This window comes from Paenibacillus caui (assembly GCF_019904135.1).
GTDB classification, from domain to species: Bacteria; Bacillota; Bacilli; order Paenibacillales; family Paenibacillaceae; genus Fontibacillus; species Fontibacillus caui.
Genome location: NZ_JAIOGQ010000018.1, coordinates 64,129 through 89,322 on the forward strand (window position 1 = coordinate 64,129; position 25,194 = coordinate 89,322).

22 protein-coding genes and 1 other annotated feature are annotated in these 25,194 nt (G+C 52.1%); all 22 genes read left to right on the forward strand.

Annotated elements, in window-relative coordinates; genetic code table 11:
- The first annotated feature begins 104 nt into the window (after window positions 1-104).
- The 22 genes from K7397_RS12315 (at window position 105) to K7397_RS12420 (ending at window position 25,151) form a co-directional block, all read left to right on the forward strand.
- The gene (locus tag K7397_RS12315; protein ID WP_223068258.1) at window positions 105-1,730 is read left to right on the forward strand and encodes an ABC transporter substrate-binding protein; all 1,626 of its coding nucleotides are present in this window, start codon (window positions 105-107) and stop codon (window positions 1,728-1,730) included.
- A 244-nt stretch (window positions 1,731-1,974) separates the two neighbouring features.
- Entirely contained in the window at window positions 1,975-3,441 is a 1,467-nt protein-coding gene (locus tag K7397_RS12320) for a glycoside hydrolase family 32 protein (RefSeq protein ID WP_223068259.1), read from the forward strand.
- 9 nt (window positions 3,442-3,450) lie between these two features.
- Window positions 3,451-5,706, forward strand: a complete 2,256-nt coding sequence (locus K7397_RS12325) for a LamG-like jellyroll fold domain-containing protein (protein ID WP_223068260.1) — start codon at window positions 3,451-3,453, stop codon at window positions 5,704-5,706.
- 203 nt (window positions 5,707-5,909) lie between these two features.
- Window positions 5,910-9,269, forward strand: coding sequence for a DEAD/DEAH box helicase (locus tag K7397_RS12330; protein WP_223068261.1), 3,360 nt, complete (start codon window positions 5,910-5,912; stop codon window positions 9,267-9,269).
- A gap of 73 nt (window positions 9,270-9,342) precedes the next feature.
- A complete protein-coding gene (locus K7397_RS12335) occupies window positions 9,343-10,680 on the forward strand; it encodes an SPOR domain-containing protein (RefSeq protein WP_223068262.1) in 1,338 nt (445 codons plus the stop codon).
- Between the two features lie 305 nt (window positions 10,681-10,985).
- Complete coding sequence (locus K7397_RS12340; RefSeq protein WP_223068263.1) at window positions 10,986-11,588, forward strand: Maf family protein; 603 nt, start codon at window positions 10,986-10,988, stop codon at window positions 11,586-11,588.
- A 105-nt stretch (window positions 11,589-11,693) separates the two neighbouring features.
- A complete protein-coding gene (gene radC / locus K7397_RS12345) occupies window positions 11,694-12,383 on the forward strand; it encodes a RadC family protein (RefSeq protein ID WP_223068264.1) in 690 nt (229 codons plus the stop codon).
- A 57-nt stretch (window positions 12,384-12,440) separates the two neighbouring features.
- On the forward strand, window positions 12,441-13,472 hold the full coding sequence (locus K7397_RS12350) for a rod shape-determining protein (protein ID WP_223068265.1): 1,032 nt from the start codon (window positions 12,441-12,443) through the stop codon (window positions 13,470-13,472).
- Window positions 13,473-13,520: 48 nt separating this feature from the next.
- A complete protein-coding gene (gene mreC / locus K7397_RS12355; protein ID WP_223068266.1) occupies window positions 13,521-14,399 on the forward strand; it encodes a rod shape-determining protein MreC in 879 nt (292 codons plus the stop codon).
- Window positions 14,399-14,929: a rod shape-determining protein MreD gene (gene mreD, locus K7397_RS12360; protein ID WP_223068267.1), complete on the forward strand. Its 531-nt coding sequence runs from the start codon at window positions 14,399-14,401 to the stop codon at window positions 14,927-14,929. The genes mreC and mreD overlap by 1 nt, the downstream gene beginning before the upstream one ends.
- A gap of 78 nt (window positions 14,930-15,007) precedes the next feature.
- A complete protein-coding gene (locus tag K7397_RS12365) occupies window positions 15,008-15,670 on the forward strand; it encodes a septum site-determining protein MinC (RefSeq protein WP_223068268.1) in 663 nt (220 codons plus the stop codon).
- A gap of 2 nt (window positions 15,671-15,672) precedes the next feature.
- Entirely contained in the window at window positions 15,673-16,470 is a 798-nt protein-coding gene (gene minD, locus K7397_RS12370) for a septum site-determining protein MinD (protein WP_223068269.1), read from the forward strand.
- 232 nt (window positions 16,471-16,702) lie between these two features.
- On the forward strand, window positions 16,703-17,593 hold the full coding sequence (locus K7397_RS12375) for a M23 family metallopeptidase (protein WP_237690875.1): 891 nt from the start codon (window positions 16,703-16,705) through the stop codon (window positions 17,591-17,593).
- On the forward strand, window positions 17,586-18,440 hold the full coding sequence (locus tag K7397_RS12380; RefSeq protein WP_223068271.1) for a M50 family metallopeptidase: 855 nt from the start codon (window positions 17,586-17,588) through the stop codon (window positions 18,438-18,440). Before K7397_RS12375 ends, K7397_RS12380 begins: the two co-directional genes overlap by 8 nt.
- Window positions 18,441-18,606: 166 nt before the next feature.
- Window positions 18,607-19,812 (forward strand): Rne/Rng family ribonuclease, encoded by a 1,206-nt coding sequence (locus tag K7397_RS12385; RefSeq protein WP_223068272.1) that lies wholly within the window; start codon window positions 18,607-18,609, stop codon window positions 19,810-19,812.
- A 68-nt stretch (window positions 19,813-19,880) separates the two neighbouring features.
- Window positions 19,881-19,962 (forward strand) — a sequence feature (ribosomal protein L21 leader region).
- A gap of 12 nt (window positions 19,963-19,974) precedes the next feature.
- A complete protein-coding gene (rplU, locus tag K7397_RS12390) occupies window positions 19,975-20,286 on the forward strand; it encodes a 50S ribosomal protein L21 (RefSeq protein ID WP_223068273.1) in 312 nt (103 codons plus the stop codon).
- Window positions 20,287-20,299: 13 nt separating this feature from the next.
- A complete protein-coding gene (locus K7397_RS12395; RefSeq protein WP_223068274.1) occupies window positions 20,300-20,638 on the forward strand; it encodes a ribosomal-processing cysteine protease Prp in 339 nt (112 codons plus the stop codon).
- A gap of 19 nt (window positions 20,639-20,657) precedes the next feature.
- Window positions 20,658-20,969, forward strand: coding sequence for a 50S ribosomal protein L27 (gene rpmA, locus K7397_RS12400; protein ID WP_223068275.1), 312 nt, complete (start codon window positions 20,658-20,660; stop codon window positions 20,967-20,969).
- 148 nt (window positions 20,970-21,117) lie between these two features.
- Window positions 21,118-21,879, forward strand: a complete 762-nt coding sequence (locus tag K7397_RS12405; protein WP_223068276.1) for a Spo0B domain-containing protein — start codon at window positions 21,118-21,120, stop codon at window positions 21,877-21,879.
- Window positions 21,870-23,183, forward strand: a complete 1,314-nt coding sequence (gene obgE / locus K7397_RS12410; protein ID WP_223068277.1) for a GTPase ObgE — start codon at window positions 21,870-21,872, stop codon at window positions 23,181-23,183. The genes K7397_RS12405 and obgE overlap by 10 nt, the downstream gene beginning before the upstream one ends.
- A 152-nt stretch (window positions 23,184-23,335) precedes the next feature.
- A complete protein-coding gene (locus tag K7397_RS12415) occupies window positions 23,336-23,773 on the forward strand; it encodes an ACT domain-containing protein (protein WP_223068278.1) in 438 nt (145 codons plus the stop codon).
- A 91-nt stretch (window positions 23,774-23,864) separates the two neighbouring features.
- Complete coding sequence (locus tag K7397_RS12420; RefSeq protein ID WP_223068279.1) at window positions 23,865-25,151, forward strand: homoserine dehydrogenase; 1,287 nt, start codon at window positions 23,865-23,867, stop codon at window positions 25,149-25,151.
- The last annotated feature ends 43 nt before the right edge of the window (window positions 25,152-25,194 follow it).

Consider the following 25,194-nt stretch of genomic DNA (forward strand, 5'->3'; position numbering starts at 1 on the left):
AAGGGGGGTGGTCCACCCGGGACGGAGCAGCCTCTCGGTTTTTGTAGGGGCTATTAGCAGCAGTGCCAGAAGTCATGGTGATCAATAAGGGAGGTTATGAACAAATGAAAAAGATTGTAAGATCCGCCTCAGCTGTAATGCTTGCCGGAGCTTTGGTTCTGGCGGGCTGTTCCGGCGGGAGTTCGGGCAATGGGAACGGGTATGTGGGCAAGGCTGAACAGGATACCAATTTCAACAAAGAAGGATTGCCGATCGTCAAAGAACCGGTGACATTGAAAGTAGTTGCTCCTAAAGCCGCTCTGGCCCCGAATTTCAGTGAGATGGAAATCTTCAAAAAGCTGGAGAAGGAAACCAATGTGAAAATCGACTGGGAGAACATCCCGGATACCGACTATGTCGAGAAAAAGAATCTGCTGGTCGCGAGCGACACGCTTCCGGACGCGTTTTATGCCGCCGGGTTTACGGACTACGATCTCGTGACCTATGGTAAGGACGGCACGATCCTGCCGCTGGAGGATTTGATCGACAAGTATGCCCCCAATTTGAAGAAGCTGCTGGAGAAGAGGCCGGATATCAAGGCAGCCATCACTGCACCAGATGGGCATATCTACGGACTGCCGACCTTTGAAGAAAATGAAATCGGAACGAATCCGTTCTTCCATGCGATCAATACAAAGTGGCTGGATAAGCTTGGACTCAAATTCCCGGAAACGCTTGATGAGTATACCGATGCTCTGGTAGCCTTTAAAAACCAGGATCCAAATGAAAACGGCAAACCGGACGAAATTCCTTTAAGCTTTATGCACATGCAGTGGTGTATGGATATCGGCGGATTGTTCGGCGCGTTTGGACTGCCGGACAATTTGGAACACCGGATCGTTCGGGACGGGAAGGTTATCTTTACCGCAGTTCAGCCGGAGTACAAGGAAGCCCTGAAATATTTTAATGAGAAGTGGTATAAGCAAGGACTGATTGATCCCGAATCGTTCACCCAGGATGCGCCCCAATATTTGGCTAAAGGCAAAACTTCCGATGAAACGCTGGGATCCTTCGTTTGGTGGGAGATCGAAGAGGTTGTAGGCGCTGACCGGGGTAAGGATTATGCGCTGGTGCCTCCGCTGAAAGGACCCGGCGGGAAGCAGGGCATCGGCCGTGCCAATGGCGGCGGGCCTGCACGCGGATCATTTGTGATTACGAAGGCGGATAAGTATCCTGAAATTACGATGCGGTGGATTGATCAGCAGTACGAACCTTACATGGCGGCGCAAATTCACTGGGGTCCGATCGATGTTGTGTATAAGAAGGACGCTAGCGGAAAATTGGTGAATTTGCCGCTTCCGGAAGGCGTTTCAGCGGGCGAATTCCGCCAAAAGGTTGCCCCCGGAGCCGGGGCGCCGGGTGTGATCACCAAAGACGATTTCGGAAAGATTGTGGATATGGAGCCGCGCGCCAAGCAGCGCAAGGTGGATCTGGAGAAATTCTATGAGCCCTATATGGAGAAGGAGAATTATCCGGGCATCTTTTTCCTGCCGGAAGAGCTGGATACGATTAACCGGATCGAGCCGGAGCTGATTAAATTCGTGAATACGCAGAGAGGGAAATTCATCGTTGACGGCAATATCGATGCGGAGTGGGACAATTATGTGAAAACGCTCGACAAGATGGGCCTTAAAGAATTGATGGAGGTTTATCAGAAAGGTCTTGACCGCTACAACCAAAACATCAAATAATCATAGATGGATAGATTCTGAAGAAGCGAAGCGTTCGCCTTTGTCCCCGGATTTCTCCTTAGTTAAGGCCTATTCAAAGAAATCCGGGGGGAACAGCGACCTTAAAGAACTATCCATCTTCGTAGTGACATATGATTCAATCATTTATTCAACTTATATAGATCAAAAAACATTATATAAAGATGGGTGGGAGAATCGTGCAGGAAATCATACCTGCCCGGAATCAGAGAGGTGACGGGTTCATATGACAGAGCAGTTTAACGAGACGCTTCGGCCGCAGTTTCATTTTACTCCGGCTGCAAATTGGATGAATGATCCGAATGGGCTTGTTTATTATGAAGGGGAATACCATTTATTTTATCAGCATCATCCAGACAGCTGTGTCTGGGGACCGATGCATTGGGGACACGCCGTAAGCAGGGATCTGGTGCACTGGGAGCATTTGCCGATCGCTCTATTTCCCGATGAGGCAGGGATGATCTTCTCGGGATGCTGCGTGGTTGACCAGGATGACAGCAGCGGCCTTTTTAACGGAGGGTCGGGTTTGGTTGCCCTGTTCACATTGGCGGATGACGGATCTGAATCTGGGACCCCGTTTCAGTGTCAAGGCATAGCTTTCAGCAAGGACCGCGGCAGGACCTGGACCAAATACGCTGGAAATCCGGTTCTTTCGGATGAGAACTATCAGGATTTCCGGGACCCGAAAGTGTTCTGGCATGAAGACAGCGGCCTTTGGGTCATGCTGCTGGCGGCCGGGGACCGGATCGCCTTCTATACCTCGCCAAATTTGCGGGAATGGTCGTTCGCCAGCCACTTTGGCATAGGCGAGGGCTCGCACGACGGAGTCTGGGAATGCCCGGATTTGTTTCGGCTTTCAGCCGGGGGCGGCAGAAGCAAATGGATCATGATCGTGAGCATTGGCGACAGTCCTGAGGCCGGATCAAAGACGCAGTATTTTATTGGCGAGTTCGACGGGCGGGAATTCAGGAACGACCGTCCGGCTGACGAAGTCCTGTGGCTTGATGACGGCCGCGACAACTATGCCGGTGTATCGTGGAGCGATATTCCGGACAGCGACGGCCGGAGAATTTATATCGGCTGGATGAACAACTGGAAATATGCGAAGATCATCCCGGCCGAGTCGTGGCGCGGAGCCATGACCCTCCCGCGTGAGCTGTATCTGAAGCAGGAGAAGGATGGCCTTCGTCTCGTTCAAACCCCGGTCAGAGAACTGCGGAAGCTCCGTCTATCAACAGAAAGCCGGGACCGCTTTGACCTTAAGCCCGGGGCTGATTTCCGCTTGAGCCATAACCGGCAGCTGTTGGAGATCGAGGTGCTGTTTGAGCTGGGGCAGGCGGCTGAAGTAGGTCTGAAGCTAAGCACCGGGATACAGGGACAGGAGACGAAAGTAGGTTATGACGCAAGGAGTCAGGAGCTGTTTATCGACCGAACCGTCTCCGGCGAGACCAAGTTTCATCCCGATTTTGCATGCAGACACAGCGCCCGAATGAATCCAGCGGATGGAACGGTACAGCTTCAGATCTGGGTGGACCGCAGCTCGGTCGAGGTGTTTGGAGATGGCGGAAAGACCGTCATGACGGATCAGATTTTTCCCGGGCAGCCTGGCGGAGACATGGAGTTTTACGCGCTGGGCGGGAGCGCAGCAGTGCTTGATCTGCATGTTCATGAGCTGGAATCCATCTATAGATAAGGGGAACCGATGATGAATGGAGCTGGGCGAAAGGAATTAATCGCTTATTGGCCTATGGATGAAGGAAAAGGGAGGACAGTCAGGGAAGCCGTAACCGGACAGGAGGACGCCGTTCATTATGTGTTCAATGAGGCCAGCTATACCGTGTCCCGCGATCCGCAGTGGAGGCCGGGCGTTCATGGCGGCAGCTTGTCCTTTGACGGATATTCCACGTACGTGCGCCACGAAAACGGGAAGAGACTTTCCTGTGCCTCCTTTAGCATTGAAGCCTGGGTTGCCCCCCGCTCTTATGAGTGGGGGGATGAAGGCAAATTGTCGGCCATTGTGAACCAGCATGACCGTGAGCTTTGCCACGGCTATATTTTAGGCATGTTCCGGCACGGTTCCTGGTCATTCCAGTTCGGACTGGACGGCGGGTGGACGGAGGTATGGGCTGATGACGCCTATCCGCTTCGCAAAAATCAGTGGTCCCATATCGCGGCGGTTTTTAACGGAAGCGAAGGAACCGTCAAGCTTTATCTAAACGGACGCGAAGCCGGATCAAAGGATATCAGCCCCGGAAGCCGGCTCGAAGCAGGGCCGGGGGATCTGCTGATCGGGAGAAACAACTGCCCGGCGAAGCTCGCGGAGATATTTACGCTGAGCATGTTCAGCGGTCTGATCGATGAGGTTAAACTCTATGGGGATGCCCTTTCGGCTGAGGAGATCGCAGCCTCGTTTGCCCAAACGTTGTCCGTTCACGGCGGCGATCTTCCGCCCATCCGCAAGGAAGATATTGCGCTCGACCGAAGCCCCCTGCTCCAAGACAAACACCGTCCAAAGTTCCATATCAGTCCGCCTGCACACTGGATGAACGAGCCTCACGCGCCGGTTTATTTCAACGGACAATATCATTTGTTTTACCAGCATAATCCGCAAGGTCCTTATTTCCACGGCATCCACTGGGGGCATTGGGTCAGCGATGATCTCGTCCACTGGCGGGATCTGCCGGTAGCCCTTGCACCGGAGAGAGATGAGCTTGCGCCTGACGGCATTTGGTCTGGAAGCGCTTCCTACGATGAATCCGGCCTGCCGGTGCTGTTCTTCACCGCCGGGCATGACGGCGCATCGCCGAATCAGCGGATAGCGCTGGCGCGCAGCACTTTTGAAGAGGACGGGGATAACGATCTTGTTCGCTGGATCAAGCATCCGGACCCGCTGATCATTCAGAAGCAAGGGATGGGGCTGTTCGGCGATTTTCGCGATCCTTTTGTCTGGCGGGACGGGACGAAGTGGTATATGCTCGTCTGCTCCGGCACGGATGGCCAAGGCGGAACTGCGCTCGCTTTCGTATCGGACAATATGCTGGACTGGACGTACAAGGGCCCTTTTTACATCGGCAATGATGAGAAATACCCTTATTTGGGCCCGGTTTGGGAGCTTCCCGTTCTGCTGCCGCTGGGAGAGGACGCGGAGGGAAGAACCAAGCATCTCTTTCTGATCAGTCCGGTTGGCTCGGGTGCCGATGTCGAGGTCTTTTACTGGATCGGCGAGCTGGACAAAGAAAACGTGAAATTCCATCCCGACCAGGAGGAGCCGCAGCTGGTGGATGTCGGGGATTTTCATTTTACCGGTCCCAGCGGTATGGTCGATCCGCGGACGGGTAGAAACATCGTATTCACGATTGCCCAGGGGGAACGCACCTCCAAAGCCGAATATGAAGCCGGATGGGCGCATAACGCCGGGTTGCCTGTTCATCTTTTCCTAAGGCAGGACGGACGTATCGGGGTTGAACCGATTGAAGAGCTGCAGTCGCTTCGCGGCGAGAAACTGGCCGACATCCATGATGTGCCTGTGGAGCAGATCAATCGGCTAATCAGCGGCATTCAAGGCGACATGCTGGAGATCCGCATCCGCCTGAAGGCCGGAACGGCAACACAGATGGGGATTAAAGTCCGGCGCTCCCCGGGCGGAGAAGAAGAGACGCTGCTGTATTATGATGCCGGCGAGCAAATGCTGAAAGCGGATCGAAGCAAAACGTCACGAAGTCCGGAAGAACGCTGCGGCGGTATCCAGGGAGGGCATCTGGAGCTTAAGGGAGAGGATCCGGACCTTCACATTTATGTGGATCATTCGATGATTGAAATGTACGCAAACGGTCTTAAAAGCCTGACTACCCGTGCTTATCCAAGCCGCCCGGACGCCCTTGGCCTTCAGGTCTGGGCAGATGGCACGCTGCAGGTGAAGTCATTGGAGATATGGGCTATGAAGTCGATTTTTAAATAGAAAGCACTGCAGAACTTTTAAAATGGCTGGGCGAAAGAACTTTCTGCCCGGGCCATTTTTTTTATGTCTGATGAGGTACGCGGGCCAGGCGGCCAGCCCTTTACAGGCTTAATGGCCTTTCTTTCGGGCAACCCTTGGAATTGAATAAGGAAAGTGCAAATATGCTATAGTTGAATAAACACTTGAAAGGATACCGTAAACGTATGCTGAATTCATGGACGGTCCGAACCTTGTGCGGTCCCGATGCCTATAAAATAGGCAAGGAATACTATAGATTAGGTCTTATAACCGAGCTTGAGAAGACAGATGTCAACCGCTACAGCGCGGCTGTGGATGGACGGGAACGGTACAGTGTATCGGTGGATTTGCGGGAGGAAGACATGCCGGAGGCCCGGTGCGAATGCCCTGCTTTTCATACTCATTTTCGCTACTGCAGTCATATTGCCGCTGTGCTGATCCAGCTGATTGCGGAAGACGGTCAACGTCCGAAACACGGGGAAGAGGACATGGCTATGGGATCCGCCTCCCCAACGATGGATCCTGCCGAAAGCCGCCGCCATGAACGGGTTGCCACGCAGCTTATCGATTTGTTCGGCGGCGGGCAATCGGCAGCGTCTGGCGGGAAGACCCGTGCTGCCGGTCTGGCCGCCCCTCCGATATACACGACCGACGAAAGGAAGGAGATGCTGGGTGCGGAGTTCACCTGCCACCTGGAGGAAGGGCTGTATTCGAGCGGCAATTCCAGGTTTGCCGTCAGCGTGAAGATAGGCCCGGGGCGGCTCTACACGGTCCGGGATATCCGGCAGTTTCTCGAGCATGTGGATCAGAACAAACCGCTGCCTTTCAGCAAAGGGTTTACGTATGACCCTCTACATAGATTCAAGGAACAGGACAACGATGTGCTGAAGCAGCTCGTATCCATTTATGCCAGTGAACGCGTTTATGAAGCGTCCGGGCACATGTTTAGCAGGCCATCCGGAAAAAGCAGTTTTACCGGAAAAAGCAGATCGTCCGCGCTTCAAAAGCAGCTTTTGATTCCGCCTCTTGCCTGGGACCGGCTTGCGGACTCGCTGGCTGCCGCCGGGGCGGTTATGGAACTGCCGGGAGGCTTTACCGCCGAAATGCAGCTGACCGACAAGAGACCCCCTATCGATTTTCAACTGAAGAAGCAGGGGACGCAGCGCTGTCTTCTTGTGGCAAGCGGCCTGGGGGAGACGGTGCTGATGCCGGCTTACGACTGCGCCGTTTTCCGGGGGAACGTATACCGGATGTCCGCAGCCAGGCTGGGCATGCTTAAGGAATTCAAAAATGCGATGGACCGGGCCGGCCTCGAGGAAGAGGAAGGGCTTGAAATTCCGGACCGCCAAATCGACGCTTTTATCGAAAAAGTAGTTCCGAAATTAAGAACGCTGGGGACTGTTTCGATTGACCGGTCGATTGAGTCCCGCATCATCCAGCCGAAGCTGGCGGCCAAGCTGTTTCTGGATCGCCTGGACGATACGCTCTATATCCGGCTTGAATTTCATTACGACGGAATCGTTATTTTTCCGCTTAGAAGAGAGCAGCGGCAGACCATCCATGAGGATTCCATTCTCCTAAGAGATACGGAGCAGGAAGCCCGGGTATTGTCCGCGGTTGCCCGCCTGGGGCTTGCCGAGCAAGGCGATGAATGGATAACGGCTGAGGAAGAGGCCATTTATGAAGTGCTGTTCCGGCTGCTTCCGTCACTCGAGAACGAGGCGGAAGTTTATGCTACGCAGGCGGTCCGGGATTGGGTGCACACCGGCAAAGATACGTTCCAGACTTTGATTGATGCAGACGCTTCCATGAACTGGCTCGAGATTTCTTTCTCCATGGATGGAGTGGACGAAAAGGAAATCCGGCGCATCCTTCTGGCGGTTATAGAACGGAAAAATTACTACCGCCTGCCGGACGGCGCGTTTCTGTCCCTGGAAGAGGACGGTTTCGCCGGATTTGCCGGCCTTTATCACGATCTGGGGCTGAGGAAAAGCGATTTGGCCGGCTCGGCCCGGGTTCCCTTGGTTCGCGCGCTTTATTTGGACGGCACATACCGTGACGGAGTCAGGCAAGGAAAAGCGCTGTCCCGCTTTCTCGAGCAGATCCGCGATCCCGAGCGCCTTGAGCTGGACGTCCCGCCCAGCCTGGCAGACGTAATGCGCGATTACCAGAAACGGGGCTACCGCTGGCTCAAAATGCTTGCCAAATACCGCTTTGGAGGCATCCTCGCCGACGATATGGGGCTCGGCAAAACGCTGCAGACCATCGCGTTTCTTCTGTCCGAGCGGCTTGACGAAGAGCGCCTCCCTGAAGTAGAGCGCCTTCCCGGGCTGATCGTAACCCCTGCTTCCCTGATCTATAATTGGGAGAACGAGTTTGCCAAATTTGCGCCCGAATTGAAGGTAAAGGTCGTAGCGGGGAGCAAGGACGAGCGAATGAATGAGCTGACGGCGGATCTTTCGGATACGGATGTGATCATCACCTCTTACCCTTTGCTGCGCAGGGATACGGACATATACGCGTCCCTCAGATTCGGAAGCATGATTCTCGATGAAGCCCAGGCATTTAAGAATCATGCCACACAAACGGCTCAAGCGGTTAAGGAAATTGTCGCCGGACGGCGCTTCGCTCTTACCGGGACGCCGATTGAGAATTCGCTGGACGAGCTGTGGTCGATTATGGATGCGGTGTTTCCCGAATTGTTTACCGGCAGAAAGGCATTTAAAGAGATGTCCCGGGACAAGCTTTCCCGTGCGGTGAGCCCCTTTATTTTGCGCAGGATGAAATCGGAAGTGCTTCGTGAGCTGCCGGAAAAAATTGAAACGGTGACCCGCTCGGAGCTGACGTTGGAACAGAAGAAGCTGTATGCCGTCTACCTGAGCAAACTGCAGAAAAAGACGGAAGAGGATTTGGAGACCGCGGGCTTCCAAAAAAGCCGGTTAAAGATATTGGCCGGTATTACCCGGCTTCGGCAGCTATGCTGCCATCCCGGTTTATTTATCGATAACTATCAAGGGTCATCCGGGAAGCTTGAGCAGCTTATGGAAATTGTAAACGAATGCATGTCCGGCGGAAAAAGGATGCTGATCTTCTCCCAATTTACCGGTATGCTTGAACTCATCAGGAGAGAACTGACCGGTCACGGTCTGTCCTCCTTTTATCTCGATGGCCAAACCGCTGCCAGAGAGCGCGTGGACATGTGTGCCCGTTTTAATCAGGGCGAAAAGGATATTTTCCTCATTTCCCTGAAGGCGGGCGGAACGGGACTGAACCTGACAGGCGCGGATACGGTGGTGCTGTATGATCTGTGGTGGAATCCGGCGGTGGAAGACCAGGCGGCGGGACGGGCCCATCGGCTGGGCCAGAAAAAGTCGGTTCAGGTCATACGCCTTACGGCAAAAGGAACCATTGAAGACAAAATGCTGGAGCTGCAGCAACGAAAGAAGGATTTGATCCGGGATGTCTTAGGTGCCGCGGAGGCCGATAAATCGATCTGGTCGGAACAGGATATCCGGGAACTGCTGATGATCCCGAAAAGTATGTAGGCTGATGCAAGCATATCTCTTTGAACTCTATCATACGTTTTAAGTATAGAAGATGGACAAGGAGAGTGTGACGGTGAATAAAGCCAGAATGACATTCCGGTTTAACGAACCGGGAACAGCCCGTTCTCCGGAAAGTGAATCGTTATTGGATACAGCTGTCAGCCATCAGACGACGCCTGATGACAATGAAACCGGGCGAGCCGTCCGGAAGTACGAGCCCTCTGCTGAGACGGGGGTGCTTCGCGGGAACTGGACTGACATACAGGAGGACTGGGGCAATCCGTTTCAAAACCACTCGTCGATTGGGCTGCAGGGTGTGATCGAAACAGATGAGAGGAAGCCTGAACCGGTTCATGACCGGGCTCGTGACGGAGGGCATGACAGAGCTTATGGCCGCGAAGAGGATTTGGAATATGGCCCGGTATACGAAAAAGATCCGATGTACGAAAAAGGCCCGATGTACGAAAATGGACCTGTATACGAAACAGATACGGCAGGCCGCGATTTTCGCCTTGACGTGGAGGAGCGATTCAACCGCGCGGAACCGCTGTGGACGGATGAGCCGATAAACTACCGGCCGCCTTCCCGTTCGTCGGGCTGGAAAGTATTCGGGTCGGTCACCGGGGCGGTTGTCACCGGAGCCTTGTTCGGTCTGGTCGTATTGTCTTTATTTAATAAGGAAGTGGAGTTCCCGATTCCGGGTCTCTCGGAAATTCGTCAATCTGCGGAAAGGGCGGTGGACGCGCTGCCTGTAACGGGCGAAGCCAGCGAAGATGCATCCGATGCGCCGGCCGTACAGCTGTCGCTTCCGGAGCAGAGCTACTATTTTCTGCAATACGGCGTTTTCAGCACGCCGGAAAGAGTGGAACAAGCCCAGCAGGAGCTTCAGGATTCCGGACTAGCGGCAGCCAAGGACACCCTGAACGATAATCGGGTTTACGCGGGCATCTCTCCGGACCGGGAGCAGGCCAAGCTGCTAAGCGGACAGCTGAAGGCTGAAGGCGTCAATCTGATCCTGCATGAAGCGGTTATTCCGACTACCGCGGTTGTCCGCTACAGCAATGCGAGCGATTCGCTGGAGGCGTATGCCGAGCTGAGCGCCGAGCTCGTCAAGCTGTTAAGCGAAACGTCGGCTTCGCTGCTGCTGGAAGAGTCACCGGCGGCGGATCCCGATCTTCTTGCCAGCCTGAAGGAGAAGCATGTGAGTTTTACGCAAAGCGCGGCCGCTATACGCAGCGGATTTACCGTCAGCGACAGCCAGCTTGTACAGAGCATGGAAACGGAGATGAACAGCGCCGTCGAAGCGCTTCAGCAGTTTGGCAAAACAAAAGCAAAGTCGCATTTATGGGAAGTGCAGAATTCAATCATGCGCTACATACTGGATGAACAGCAGCTGTTTCGGGAAAATTGAAGCGGGGCTGGCTGACCGGTTACGGCAGGAGAAGGAAATACTTTCCCCTGCCGGATTTCTGTTTGTATTGCGGCACAAATAACCTTATAATAATGTAGTGTCAAAAAATGGCGAGGCTTGACAGGGATTACTACTCTTGTCACACTGGGGCCATTTTGTTTTTTCCAAGCTTATAATAAGCTTTGCGTTTCAGTAATCTTTACAAATCTACAACTACTAACGATTAAGCCGGCTGCGGCAATTACACTGAATGTTTGCTGCCTGTTTGCCGCTGAGATATGACCGGCATGAAGGAGCTCCTGCGTTTGAATACGAAGTCTTCCAAATCCATCATTCTAGCCTCTTCTTCCCCTCGCAGACAAGAGCTTGTGGCTGTCCTCGGCATTCCGTTCACCGTAATGCCAAGCCATGCAGATGAGACTGTTCCACAGGACTGGAATCCGGAGAAAATGGTGACCGAGCTTGCTCTGCGCAAAGCGCAGCAGGTTTATGATTCACTAGGGACAAAGCCCGAGGCGATTATCGTAGGAAGCGATACGGTAGTCGTCAAGGATGAACAGATTTTGGGCAAGCCCAGGGATGAAGAAGAAGCCGCTTCCATGATTTCCTCCCTGCAAGGAAGGGATCATGAGGTTTATACGGGGGTGGCCTGTATCGACGCTGAAACCGGACGAACCATTGTCCGCTCGAGGGCTACAAAGGTTACCATGAAGCCTTTATCCCGGAACGAAGTGATGGCCTACGTCCGGAGCGGAGAAGGGCTCGACAAGGCCGGAGCATACGGGATTCAAGGCTTGGGCGCTTCCCTGGTTACCCGAATTGAAGGCGACTATTTCAACGTGGTGGGTTTGCCTCTATCGCTTCTTGCCGATATGCTGGGCGAACTCGGACTTCAAGTGCTGGATTGAAACTTTTAACCTTCATTAAACGTTACTTGAATGCACGTATTTACGGGCAGCCTTAGAGATTGTCCGCAGCCTGCAGTTATTTTTAGATGAAAAGAGGATAACACGATGGAGTCGCCGCAATATATGCTGCGCGACATCCCCCATGAAGAACGACCGAGAGAACGCATGATGCGATATGGAGCGGGTGCGCTGAGCCATGCTGAACTGCTTGCAATACTGCTTCGGACAGGAACACATCAGGAGTCTGCCATACATGTTGCCCAGAGAATTCTTTCCAGGGCGGGAGGCATCCGGAATCTCGTTGATCTTAGCATTGATGAATTGATGCAGATTAAAGGAATCGGAGAGGCCAAGGCTATCCAGCTTCTTGCCGGGGTTGAAATCGGCAGAAGGCTGGCGCGCTCGAGCCTGGGAGAGTCCCCGGTAATCCGCAGTCCAAGAGACGCTGCGGAAGTGGTCATGGATCAGCTCAGGTATCTCCAGAAGGAACATTTTGTATGTTTGTTTCTGAACACCAAAAATCACCTCATCGGCCAGGAGACGCTTTCCATAGGAAGCCTGAACGCTTCGATCGTTCATCCTCGGGAAGTGTTCAGGGCGGCCATCAAATGCAGCAGCGCATCCATCGTTTGCGCTCATAATCATCCAAGCGGAGACCCCGCGCCAAGTCCGGAGGATATTCATATCACCAAACGGCTTTGCGAAGCAGGAGAAATTGTCGGCATTGACGTTTTGGATCATATCATTGTCGGGGACGGGGAATTTGTCAGTTTGAAGGAACAAGGTTTGATGTAATATAATAGTCCAGATATCATGCCGAAACAGGGCGATATAAGAAAAGGAGAATACAGCATGTTTGGTGGCTTTACGAAAGACTTGGGGATTGATTTGGGAACAGCGAATACGCTCGTTTATGTTCGCGGCAAAGGAATTGTTGTAAGAGAACCTTCCGTGGTAGCCATTCATACGGACACCAAGAGCATTGTGGCGGTTGGGGAATCGGCGAAGAAGATGATTGGCCGAACTCCTGGAAACATCCGTGCCATTCGTCCGATGAAAGATGGCGTCATAGCCGACTTTGATACGACGGCTACCATGATCAAATATTTTATCAGCCAGGCTCAAAAGCAGCGCTCCATGTTTCAGCGCCATCCGAATGTTATGGTATGCGTGCCTTCCGGCATTACGGCTGTTGAACAGCGTGCCGTCGAGGATGCGACAAAGCAGGCGGGAGCACGGGAAGCTTATACGATTGAGGAGCCGTTTGCGGCAGCTATTGGAGCGGATTTGCCGGTATGGGAACCGACAGGCAGCATGGTCGTCGATATCGGCGGAGGCACTACGGAGGTAGCCGTTATTTCGCTCGGAGGCATTGTGACCAGCAAATCCGTACGTGTGGCGGGCGATGAAATGGATGAGTCCATCATTCAATATATCAAACGCCAGTATAACCTGATGATTGGGGAAAGAACGGCGGAGCAGCTCAAGATGGACATCGGATCGGCCATGCCGCTTGAAACCGTTGAGACAATGGAAATTCGCGGGCGCGATCTCGTCACAGGCTTGCCAAAGACGATTTCGATCACATCCGATGAAATTTCCGAGGCTTTAAACGATACGGTGGGCGCGATTGTCGAGGCCGTGAAAGTGACCCTTGAGAAGTGTCCGCCGGAACTTGCCGCCGACATTATGGACCGGGGTATCGTGCTTACAGGCGGGGGAGCGCTGCTGCGGAATCTTGACAAGCTGCTGGCGGAAGAGACGGGAATGCCGGTCATTGTTGCCGAAAATCCCCTTGATTGTGTAGCGATCGGGACAGGCCGTGCGCTTGACAACATCCATATGTTTAAAACCAGAAGCCAGTCCGCCCGTTCGAAACGTTAAAATAGATAAACCACCCTTGAAGTGGGAGAGAAAATGTATGGTTAGAGGGTGCTTACACTGTTCAAATTGCTGGGAAATAAACGGCTTTTTTTCCTGCTGATGGGACTCATCCTGTTCATTGCGGTGATGGGATTTACACTCGGCCCGCGAGCGGGGTTATCCTGGCCGGAGAAGTTTACGAAAGACACCGTCGGATTTGTACAGTATATTGTCTACAAGCCCGTCTCCTACATAACGGGCTTCTTTGAAGATATAGCTAATCTGAGATCCCTCCAGAAGGAGAACGAAGAGCTCAAGATTGCGCTGGCGCATTATACGCGCGATAAAGCCAGATACAACTCAATCGAGCAGGATAATGAACGCTACTCTAATTTGCTGAAGTTTACGGATGAACAGAAAGCGCGAAACAAAGACTATGAATATCGGATTGCGCAAGTAATCAGTGTGAGCAATGATCCGGATAACCGTTCGCTGGTCATTAATCTGGGTAGCCAAAACGGGATCAAAAATGGCATGGCGGTCACTTCCGACAAGGGCCTCGTAGGCACGGTCAGCCATGTGAGCAACTTTACCTCGACGGTAAAGCTGCTCACTACGCTTGACCCCAAAGACCCCAATTCGAACGCGATCGCGGCTACCGTTCAGGGGAATGAAAACAAATCGTTCGGCATGATCGAAAGCTTTGATTCGGATAAAGGCATGTTCCTCATGACCAAAATCAAGAGCGACGACCCGCTGAAAGAAGGGGATACCATTATATCATCGGGACTTGGAGGAGAATTTCCGCGATTTATGGTCATCGGCAAGGTAGTCAGCCGGCAGAAAGGTTCATACGGATTGACGGATACGGCATATATTGAGCCTGCTACCGAGTTTTCCGATTGGAACGAGCTTTTTGTCGTCATTACGCCCGAGGTTCCGCAATAATGGGAAAACGCCGGTATCTTCTTGTTCTCCTTTTGTTCGGATTGTTCATAGCGGAAGGATCCGTCCTGCCATGGTTTATTCCTCCGTTATGGCAGACACGTCTTATTCCACACTTGGTCTTTATCGTCATCCTGTTTGTTGCCGTTTATGAAAACAGGCATAAAGCTTTGCTGCTCGGCCTCCTGTTCGGCCTTCTCCAGGATGTAGTCTACTATGGGGCAATGATTGGACCCTACTCGTTTGGCATGGGATTTACCGCCTATCTGATCGGCCTGATCTTCAAATTTGGACGGACGCCGCTTCCTTTGATGCTGTTTGCCATACTGACGGGCAGCCTGATGCTTGATTCCATTTTATTCGGCATCTACAAGCTGTTTGAATTGGATCATCACGCATATAGCTGGGCACTCATGAACCATATGGTTCCGAATATGATTTTTCATTTTATTTTTGCGCTTGCCGTCTATGTTCCGCTTAGGCGCTATCTGGAAAACAGGACGAGTCGCCGTTCCCAGGAGGAAAAGGCTTAAGCCGCCGGCTGTCAATTTGCGTAGAAAGCAGGAAAAAAGCAACCCTTGCGCGAATTAACATAAGGGGAGGGACAGGCGATGACGGTAAAATCCAACCATGTGACAATCAAGGGCATCAAAGATGGCCTGGTTTTCCTGCTTGATGATCAATGCGAATTTTCAGAATTGCTGAATGAATTGCGCTATAAATTGGAGCATAGCCACCAGAATATATTGACAGGTCCGATTATGCATGTCGATGTGAAGCTGGGCATGCGTAATATTTCCGAGGAACAGAAAACGCTAATTCTCGATACATTGAAGCAAAAGGGGAACCTGCTGATCCGTTCGGTCGAGACGCAGGGCTGCGTTCCGGAAGACGAGGCCGGATCTTCCCTGCATACGCTATGCGGTTTGGTTCGGTCCGGACAAGTTTTGCGGCATGAGGGCAATCTGTTGTTTTTGGGCGATGTGAATCCGGGCGGCCAGATCATATGCAGCGGAGACGTCATTGTGGTCGGAGCTCTCCGGGGCATGGCCCATGCGGGAGCGGATGGCAACGAATTCGCCATCATCGCTGCTTCTTACATGGCGCCGACGCAGCTTCGGATTGCCGAGATTATCAGCAGGCCTCCCGACGAATGGGAGAACCGGGAGTCCAGCATGGAGTTTGCTTTTCTGCGGGGAGGAACCATGCAGATTGATAAAATAAACAACGTGGGAAAAGTTCGTCCGGACTTCAATGTGTTTAAAGGGGTGTAGATATGGGAGAGGCAATTGTCGTCACTTCAGGCAAAGGCGGAGTAGGCAAGACAACTACATCGGCTAATATAGGTACGGCGCTTGCGCTTTTGGGGAAAAAGGTGTGTCTTGTGGATACGGATATCGGTCTGCGGAACCTGGATGTGGTGATGGGACTGGAGAACCGGATTATTTACGATATTTGCGACGTAGCCGAAGGCCGCTGCCGTTTGAACCAGGCCCTTGTGAAGGACAAGCGGTTCGATGAGCTGTATATGCTTCCCGCAGCCCAGACCAAGGACAAAAATGCGATTTCCCCGGAGCAGGTCCGCGATATCGTTCTGGAGCTGAAGAAAGAGTATGAATATGTCATTATCGATTGTCCTGCCGGAATTGAGCAGGGCTTCAAAAATGCCATCGCCGGAGCCGACCGGGCCATTGTCGTTACGACGCCTGAACATGCGTCTGTCCGTGACGCGGACCGCATTATCGGCCTGCTGGAAGGATCTCATGTCGAGTCGCCCAAGCTGGTCGTGAACCGGATTCGCCCGAACATGGTCAAGTCCGGGGATATGCTGGACATCGAAGATGTGATCCAGGTGCTTAACATCGATCTGATCGGCATTGTGCCGGATGACGAACATGTCATCAAGGCGGCGAACAACGGTGAACCGACCGTAATGAATCCGGATTCGGGGGCCGCTATCGCCTATCGGAACATCGCTCGCCGGATTCTTGGCGATACGGTTCCGCTTATGCCGCTTAATCAGAAGAAGGGCGCTTTTACGCGGTTCAAGAAGTTTTTAGGAATAGGCGGTTAATTCCATTCTCCGCCATAATGCAAATCTGAATAATAACGGTATCGAGGGTGCCTGAGGGCCGCAGCAGCGGCTTTGGAGGGCGCCCTTTTTCTGTTGCCTTTATTCCTGGGAGCTTGTTCATATTCCCTTCGGCAAGCTCATAAAATGTAGCGAACAAGCCCCGGGAGATATGGGACAGCCGGTTCATCTCCTGCTGCCGGTTTCTTCGCGCGGGAAGAGGGGAAGGTACATTATGAATGTTGAATCCAATGCGAAAAAACGCCGCGTAGAGCGGATTAGGGAGCTCCTCGGGAGCGAGTCTTCGCCGGAGCGCCCGGCGCCGTCTGAAGCGCCTCATCATGAGCACGAGAGAAAGATGCACGACAAGACCCTGCCGCCTTCGCCTTGGCAGACAGAGGAGAGGGATCCCGAGCTCTTATGGAAACAAGGCCGCGGTTTATGGCGTGAAGAGGGCGTGCTTTCGCCGGGAAAACCGCCGTTTCCATCCGAACCGGTTTCCGGCGGATCCTTTTTTCGGACATTGCTGGTAAGAACGTTAGCAAGCGCTGTTGTCTTCGGGATTTTATGGGGCATTCACCGCTATCAGCCTCCCTGGTCTTCGCCCATCCGCAGCTTTGTTGCCGACTCCCTGAACAAGGAAATGGACTTTCAGGCGGTGGAAGCGTGGTATGAGCGCAATTTCGGAGGCGCTCCAAGCTTTATTCCCATCTTCGGCAGAAAGGATGAGCCGCAGCAGCTTGTCCAAAGCTCCCGCGGGTTTACCGCTCCCGTTCAGGGAACGCTTGCGGAAGGATTTGCCGTAAGCCTGAAAGGGGTTGAGATTATGCCCGATCAGGATTCAAGCGGAAGCCAGGAAATCAAATGCGTGGAGACGGGGCGGGTTACCGATGTCAGCAATGATGCCTTAACAGGGAGAACCGTAGTTGTCCAGCACAGCGGAGGCTATGTCTCCGTTTACGGGCGTCTGTCGGAAGTTTCCGTGACCAAAGGCGACTGGCTTGAAGGCGGAGAAACGGTTGGCAGCATTTACACGGGGAAGTCAAGCGGTTCGGATACGCTTTATTTTGCAATGAAAAAAGATGGCCTTTATCTCGATCCGTCAGAAGTGGTGCCGCTTGATTAAGCTTGCCGGCATACCGGTTTCTTTTCACCCCTTGTTTGTTATTGTCATGCTTACCTCCGTCTTTACCGGCCATTTTGCAGAACTGATTGTGCTGTTCGGAATCGTATTTGTTCATGAGCTAGGTCATGCGGCCGCCGCCAGAATGCTTGGGGTAACCGTTCTGTCCATAGAGCTGCTGCCCTTTGGGGGTGTCGCGGTAATGGAAGAGAATGGATATCTGACTGCGAAGAAAGAAATAGCGATTGCCCTGGCCGGACCCCTGCAAAACATCATTCTTGCGGGAATGGCCCTGCTGCTGCATCTGTTCGAATGGTGGGACGGGCCGTCTCTGACCTATTTTATAGAATCGAATCTGCTGATCGTATTGTTCAATCTGCTTCCCATTCTTCCGCTTGACGGGGGCAGAATCTGTCAGTCCCTATGCAGCCTCTTCATTCCTTATCATTCCACGCTGCTGTGGTCCTCGCGGATCAGCGTGTTTTTCAGCGGGCTTCTCACTGTATATTCCCTTCACCCGCTCGTCCTAGGGCAGGGAATTCAGCTTAATTTGCTGATGGTCGGCATCTTCTTGCTGTATTCCAATCTGGTGGACCACGGCCATATTCCGTTCCGGTTTATCCGGTTTCTGATTGGCAGACAACGTACTTTTTCCAAACAACTGCAAGCGGCAAAAAAAGCCCAGCCGATTGTTGCCGATGAAGCGAAACCTTTGGACGCAATCTTGCGTCTACTTAAGAGAGAAAAATATCATTTCGTCTATGTTATGAATGTCAAGGGAGAATTGATGGGAATTGTTCCCGAACAAAGAATCATCGCCTCTTATCTTTCCGGACATCCGGAGCTCTGAAGAGGCCGCCCTCATGATATAATGAACGAGTGTGTTTTTTGGAAATTAATTGAAATGAAGAAGCGGCATGGGTTCCTGCAAGGATGGATGATCGGGCAACTGCCATCATTTCCAGGGGGCGGCTCTGGTCATCGTTCCTTGCCAGAGCGGAAGCAGAGGTGAAAGCATGAAACAAATGATGGTGCATTACGAACCCGGTTCTGCCGAGATGGCGCTGCTGGAAGACGGTCGGCTGGTGGAATACGCCGTTGAACGATCGGATGAGAGAGAAATTGTGGGCAGTATTTTTAAAGGACGTGTAGCCAATGTAATTCCCGGAATGCAGGCTGCTTTTGTCGATATTGGGCAAAAGAGAAATGCTTTTCTGTACATCGATGACGTCCTCCCCCCTCATTTGGAGAAACAACCGAAGATCAAACCTTCTATTACGGAATTGCTGGTGCCTGGACAGGAAGTAGTCGTACAGGTGACGAAGGACGCGATGGGGACGAAGGGGGCGCGGGTTACAACGCATTATTCCCTCCCGGGTCGGCTTCTTGTATATATGCCTACAGCCGGTTATGTTGCGGTTTCCAAGAAGATCGAACGCGAATCTGAACGAAATCGGTTGAAGTATATAGGAGAAGAGCTGCGTACCGAAGAAGAGGGGTTGATTTTTCGAACTATCGTAGAGGATCAGGAACAAAGGGTGATCGAAGAGGATCTGAATATGCTGCGCAGGCAATGGGCGGCCATTGAACTTAAAGCGCAAACTCTTCCTGCCCCCGCATTGCTACATAGCGATCTGAGCATGGTACAACGCCTGATGAGGGATGTATTCAGCCCGCTGTCGGACGAACTGCTGATGGACTGCCCGGATCAGGCTGAGGAAGCCGGCCTCTTTCTGGACCATATAGCGGCGGGGAGAAAACCGCAGATCCGGATTCACAGGTCGCAAACCCCGCTGTTTGAAGCATATGGTGTGAAGCAGCAGCTGGATAAGGATTTTCAGAGAAAAGTGTGGCTGCCTGGCGGCGGATATCTGGTATGGGACCAGACCGAAGCGCTGAACGTAGTGGACGTTAATACCGGGAAATATATCGGCACAGATTCTCTGGAGAATACGGTATTCAGTACCAATCTTCAGGCAGCCGAAGAAATTGCCCGATTGCTTCGGGTTCGCGATGTCGGCGGCATTATTATTATTGATTTTATCGATATGGAGCTTGAGGAGCACCGGACCGAAGTGCTGAACCGGCTGCAGATCTGCATGCGAAGCGACCGGACGCAGCATCATATCATGGGATGGACCAAGCTCGGACTGCTCGAAATGACCCGCAAAAAAATGCGGGAAAGCGTGGATCAAAGGTTTCAGACAGCGACAAAATTCTAAAACCATAGTTGATTTATTTGAAAAGCCGTGTTAGAATACAAAAGTATGTGTGTCAAGTAATGCTTGTACACATGCTGTAACCGCTCCGGTCGGGTCACAAGAGCGTCTGCAAGTTGGCGTCACCTGGATTAGGCGAGTCTGAGACATGAGGAGGTGCAAGCAATGTACGCAATTATCGAAACTGGTGGCAAACAATACCGTGTTCAAGAAGGAGACGTTCTCTACATCGAGAAGCTGAACGCAGCTGATGGAGAAACTGTAACTTTCGACCGTGTATTGGCTGTTTCCAAAGATAACGGTTTGGTAGCAGGATCCCCTTTGGTATCCGGCGCAAGTGTAACGGCGAAAGTCGATCGTCACGGCAAAGGCCAAAAGGTGGTTGTATTTAAATACAAACCTAAGAAGAACTACCATAAAAAGCAAGGTCATCGTCAACCGTACACGAAGGTGACTATCGAGAAAATCCAGGCGTAAGAAGGTGCGGTAATTGATTATCGTGACCATCAAACGCGACGAGCAAAGGTCCGTAACCGGATTTAAGATTGAAGGCCATGCCAATTTCGCCAAGGCAGGACGGGATATTGTTTGCGCTGGTGTATCGGCCGTTACCGTTGGAACGGTGAATGCAGTGGAAGAGTTGACCGGTATTGCGATGAATGCACGTATGAAGAACGGCTTTTTAAGCGCCGATCTTCCGCTTTCATTCCCTGTGGAGGCAAAGGAAAAGGCGGAGCTGCTTCTGTCTTCGCTGGTCGTCATGCTTCGGACTATTGAGAAGTCATACGGAAAGTATATTAAGATAGAAGATTCGACCAAGACTAATTAAAGAAGGAGGTTGACCAAACATGTTGAAATTGGATCTTCAGTTGTTCGCGTCCAAAAAAGGTGTAGGTTCCACAAAGAACGGCCGTGACAGCATCGCGAAACGCCTTGGCGTGAAACGTGCTGACGGACAGCTGGTTACTGGCGGAAGCATTCTCGTGCGTCAACGCGGTACGAAAATTCACCCAGGAACCAACGTTGGCATCGGCAAGGACGATACATTGTTCGCGAAAGTGGACGGTGTAGTGAAATTTGAACGTTGGGGCCGCGATCGCAAGAAAGTGAGCGTGTACCCTGTTGAAGTCGCTCCTGTAGCGGCTGCAGTGGAAGCTTAAGAAGCCTTAACGGATCGGAAATCCCCGGCAGTATGCCGGGGATTTTTTTTGAAGTATAGAGCTCATGCCTCATGGAAAATGTTACTTTATGTTATACTGTTGTAAGTTGGACAGGAATGTAAAAATACGTAGAGGATTGAGATAACTCATGAAAGATCGTAAATCAGTGACGATCGCAGCCGGAGTCCTGCTGCTCGTTCCCCTGGTATTGTTTTATTTCAACAAATCAGTGGGTGTATACTTGCTGCTGTGCGTATGGGTGCTTGCTGTTGTAGTTGGATATGTTGCCTATTCCCGCAAACAGCAGGAGCAGGAGAAGCTCCGTTTGCTGGAATCTTTCCAACGTGCAGCCTCTGCGACACTCGGACATCATCGGCACGACTGGATGAATGATCTGCAAATTCTTTACGGATATGTTCAGCTTGGCAAGCATGATAAACTGCTCAGCTGTTTGGATAGAATAAGGGAACGGATGGCTGCGGAGAGCAAAATTTCGAAGCTGGGTATTCCCTCGCTCGTCTTTTATTTGCAGTCTTTCCGGGAAATGAACAAATCGGTGCAGCTTGAAATCAGGATCGAAGAAGAGCTGGAGCTGGGAAAATTGATGGATCGTCAGGCGGCTGAAGAGCTCGCCGAAACGATTATGGAGACTATACGTGCCTTCCAGTTTGGAGGACGCTCGTCGTGGGGCGAGATCATTGGGCTTACGATGTCCATTTACCGGGAAGGCGGCGAAGTTGTTGTCCGCTTTGAACAGGATGGCAATTCCGGAAATCAGGATACGCTCAGACGAAATGTGGAGAAGGCTACTCGCGGCAAACGAATTTATGCGAAGGATGCAGCCCTGCCCAAGGCATATGAACTCCGCATGCCGTGCGGAAATTTAAACGAGGTGAAAGCATGTTTGTAGATAAAGCCAAAATTTATGTAAAAGGCGGCGACGGCGGCGACGGCATCGTTGCGTTCAGGCGGGAGAAATACGTGCCTGAAGGCGGGCCGGCCGGCGGCGACGGCGGACGGGGCGGCGACGTTATTTTTCGCGTAGACGAGGGCCTGCGCACGCTAATGGATTTTCGGTACCAGCGCCATTTCAAGGCGCAGCGCGGGGAAAAAGGCCGCAACAAGAGCCAGCATGGAGCAGGGGCCGAAGATATGATCGTGCGGATTCCTCCGGGTACGGTTATTATCGATGAAGAGAGCGGGGAAGTTCTGGCGGATATGACCCGGCACGGCCAGCAGGTCGTTGTGGCCCGCGGCGGACGGGGCGGACGGGGGAATATCCGTTTTGCGACGCCGAACAATCCGGCTCCGGAACTGGCCGAGAATGGAGAAGAAGGCGAAGAACGCTGGATTATTCTCGAGCTGAAGGTTATGGCCGATGTCGGCCTGGTCGGCTTCCCCAGCGTAGGCAAATCGACGCTGCTCTCGGTCGTTTCGGCTGCAAGGCCAAAAATCGGCGCGTATCATTTTACAACGATTACGCCAAATCTTGGCGTGGTTGAAGTTGGAGAGGGACGGAGCTTTGTCATGGCCGATCTCCCCGGATTGATCGAAGGCGCTCATGAAGGCGTTGGGCTTGGACATGAATTTTTGCGACATGTCGAGCGGACGAGAGTTATTGTTCATGTCGTGGATATGGCCGGTTCCGAAGGCCGCGATCCGTTTGAGGATTGGGTTAAGATTAACGAGGAACTGAAGCTGTATAACGCGGATCTGGAGAAACGCCCGCAGATTGTAGCGGCCAACAAGATGGATATGCCGGAAGCGGCGGAACATTTGGAAGCTTTCCGCGAGAAAATCGCAGCAGTGCGCCCGGAACTTATGATCATGCCGATCTCATCGCTTACCCGTGACGGCGTGCAGGAGCTGCTTTATAAAACGGCCGATTTGCTGGACGAAATACCGGAAGCGCCGGCGATTGAAGAAGTCGAAACGCTTAACGAGCGGAAAATATACAAGCTGGATAAACAGGTTGACAACAGCTTCACCATTACCCGGGATAATGAAGCGTTCGTCGTTCAAAGTCCGCGAATCGAGCGGATGATGAAGCGGATGCAGCTCAATTCGCATGACGCGATTCTGAAGCTCGCCCGGACGATGCGCCATATGGGGATCGACGACGAGCTCAGAAAACGCGGGGCTACGGACGGAACCATCGTCCGGATCGGGGATTTTGAGTTCGAATTTGTGGAAGGCAGCAGTTACTATTATTAAGACGGGGATGTCTGCAGTTCGAGGTTCGGGGACTGCGGACATCCTTTTTTTTATGCGGAAATGAATTTAGGCCGATTTCTATTGCTTACATGGGATGTATAAGTTATAATGTCCACAATATGAATACAATAGTCTTTAAGGAGAGGACGCCCTTGCGGGAACGTTATTATCTGATCCGGGAAGATATTTTGCCGGAAGCGGTACTCAAGACACTCCAGGTGAAGCAGCTGCTGGCGAGCGGCAATGTAAAGACTGTTCACGAGGCTGTAGAGCAGATAGGATTAAGCCGCAGCGCATTTTATAAATATAAAGACGGAATCCATCTTCTGAACCAGCTTGAACGTGACCAAATCGTGACGGTATCGCTTGACCTGGAGCACAGATCGGGAATTCTCTCCCAAATGCTGGCGCTTGTGGCCAGCTTTGGCGGGAATGTGCTGACCATCAATCAGAGTATCCCGCTGCAGGGAGTAGCCAATGTGGTAATCTCTGTCGAGACTTCGAGGCTTACGGAAGAATTGGACGATCTGCTCGGAAAGCTTCGCGGAGTTCCCGGGGTGAAGAAAGTTCAAATCGTCGGGCAGGGTTAGCCGGGCCGGCTTTAGGCTGTTCGCTGATCTTTAAGCAACGAAATTTTCTATTCATAATGAGAGAAGATAGGATGATTGGGAGGGGATCTTTTTGAAAGCAATTAAAGTGGGTCTGCTTGGCCTCGGTACCGTTGGTACTGGCGTTGTACGCATTGTGGAAGGGCATCAGGAAGATTTGAGCAGCCAGGTAGGTTCACCGATCGTAATTGAGAAAATTGCAGTAAAGAATATAAGCAAGTCCCGTAGCATTAACGTGGACAAAGACAAACTGACCCAGGACCCTTGGGAGGTTATACGTCATCCCGATATCGATGTCATCGTCGAAGTGATGGGCGGAGTCGAAGAAACAAAGCCGTATCTGCTCGAAGCTTTGGAACGAGGAAAACATATTATTACGGCCAATAAAGATCTCATGGCGCTTTACGGCAGCGAAATATTGGCCAAGGCGCTTGAGCACCAGTGCGACGTATTTTATGAAGCGAGCGTGGCGGGCGGGATTCCGATTATCCGTACGCTGATTGAAGGCTTCTCTTCGGACCGCATTATGAAAATTGTAGGCATCGTCAACGGAACGACGAACTACATACTGACCAAAATGAGCCAGGAAGGAGCTTCTTATGAAGACGTGCTGGCGGAAGCGCAGCAGCTTGGCTATGCCGAAGCTGACCCTACTTCCGACGTTGAAGGTCTGGATGCGGCGAGAAAAATGGCCATACTGGGAACATTGGGCTTCCGCTCCAATGTAGAGCTTCGTGATGTCAGCGTACGCGGCATCTCCAGCGTTTCGAAGGAAGATATCGCTTATGCGAAGCAGCTTGGGTATGAAATGAAGCTTCTTGGCATCGCCGAGCGGGATGGCGAAGAGTTTTCAATCAGCGTTCAGCCAACCATGGTGAAATCTTCCCACCCGATAGCGTCGGTGAACGGCGTATATAACGCCGTGTATGTATATGGAGAGGCTGTCGGAGAGACCATGTTCTATGGAGCGGGCGCAGGCGAATTGCCGACGGCAACCTCGGTTGTGGCCGACCTTGTAGCCGTGATCAAGAACATGAAGCTGGGGGTTAACGGTGTTAAAGCGATTGCGCCTTATAAGCCCAAAAAGCTGAAGAGCGACGAGCAAATTTTCTATAAAAACTTCCTGCTGCTCCAAGTGGACGATAAGGCGGGAGTGCTTGCCCGGATTACCCAGATTTTTGCCGAATATGACGTCAGTCTGGATTCCGTGATCCAAACGCCGAATGAACAGCAGCCGGGCGCGGAAATTATGATTGTTACGCATAGCGCGAGCAAGGCGAGCTTAAACAAGGTGATCAATTATTTCGAATCGTTGGATGTCATCAGACGCATCAAGAGCATATACCGTGTGGAAGGCTAAAGAAGAAGGGTCTTGACAGGGGAACTATCGCAATATATATAGA